At 31.1% G+C, this 961-nt stretch carries 2 protein-coding genes; both read left to right on the top strand.

All coding sequences use genetic code 11. The annotated features are described in order from the left end of the window. The coding region (locus tag ND811_RS19380) for a hypothetical protein (protein ID WP_265365564.1) at positions 1-402 on the top strand (402 nt) is incomplete at its 5' end. Next, on the top strand, positions 402-785 hold the full coding sequence (locus ND811_RS19375) for a hypothetical protein (protein ID WP_265353613.1): 384 nt from the start codon (positions 402-404) through the stop codon (positions 783-785). The genes ND811_RS19380 and ND811_RS19375, both read left to right, overlap by 1 nt. The last annotated feature ends 176 nt before the right edge of the window (positions 786-961 follow it).

Raw genomic sequence — 961 nt, 5'->3', positions numbered from 1 at the left:
TATGAACTAACCAATCATTGCAAAAATAATGAAAAGATAAAAGAAATATCAGATATCAATAAAATGGAGTGGAAAAATGCAATATATGAATTTTATAAAACAGAAAATTTCATTTATATCAACCGAGATGACCTAGACATTATTTTAAAAGAAAAGTATTATTTGAAAACTGGATTATTTAAATCAAAAAAAGAAGAAGAAAAACTCTATACCGCAGAAAAAATTCTAAAAATAAAAGAAACTATCAGGTGTAATATGAATCGATTTAAACTTTATTCAACAGTATACTGGATTGATGTTTCATCAGGTACTAATTCGGCAGAAATAACAAGAATTCAAGAATTTGAATTGAGAGAAAACGGATCTAAATTCATTCTAAATAATAGCATAAAAGGAAATTAATGAAAATTATATCAATTCTGATTTTAACATCTATTTGTTTTTCAAATAGTTTACTTTCAATAGACAACGAAACTTTTATCAATGGATTAAAAGCATTCGAAACTGATAGAAAGAGGAAATTAAACAATGAAGAATTATTCTATTATTTAACAGTGTATCAATATATAGGAGGAATTCTTGATGGAATTACCATTGAATATGAATACAATTCTTCAATTCAAAATAGAAAGAAATACTGTATTCCTGAAGCTGGAATAGACTTAAACAACTTCGCTCCTAAAATCTTGCGAACTATTAAAAAGAAATATAACCCAATGCTCACTCCTAGAATGTATGTCGCACTTACCCTAGAAGAAGAATATAGTTGTGGCGGATTTTGGTAAAAAAACTCATACAATCTTTTTGCGTCTTCGCATAACAGCGACTTACCGCTACGCTTCGGCACAAGGCCTCGCTCGGCCTACGGCAAATTCCCTTTCTGTCACTCGTTTGCATTCGCAAACTACGTGCCAGTCCCTAACGTCCCGTTGGGACTCAGGGTCAGGGAACTTCGGTAAGT

The organism is Leptospira soteropolitanensis, from assembly GCF_026151655.1.
GTDB lineage: Bacteria > Spirochaetota > Leptospiria > Leptospirales > Leptospiraceae > Leptospira_A > Leptospira_A soteropolitanensis.
This window is presented reverse-complemented; position numbering and strand designations above follow the sequence as displayed.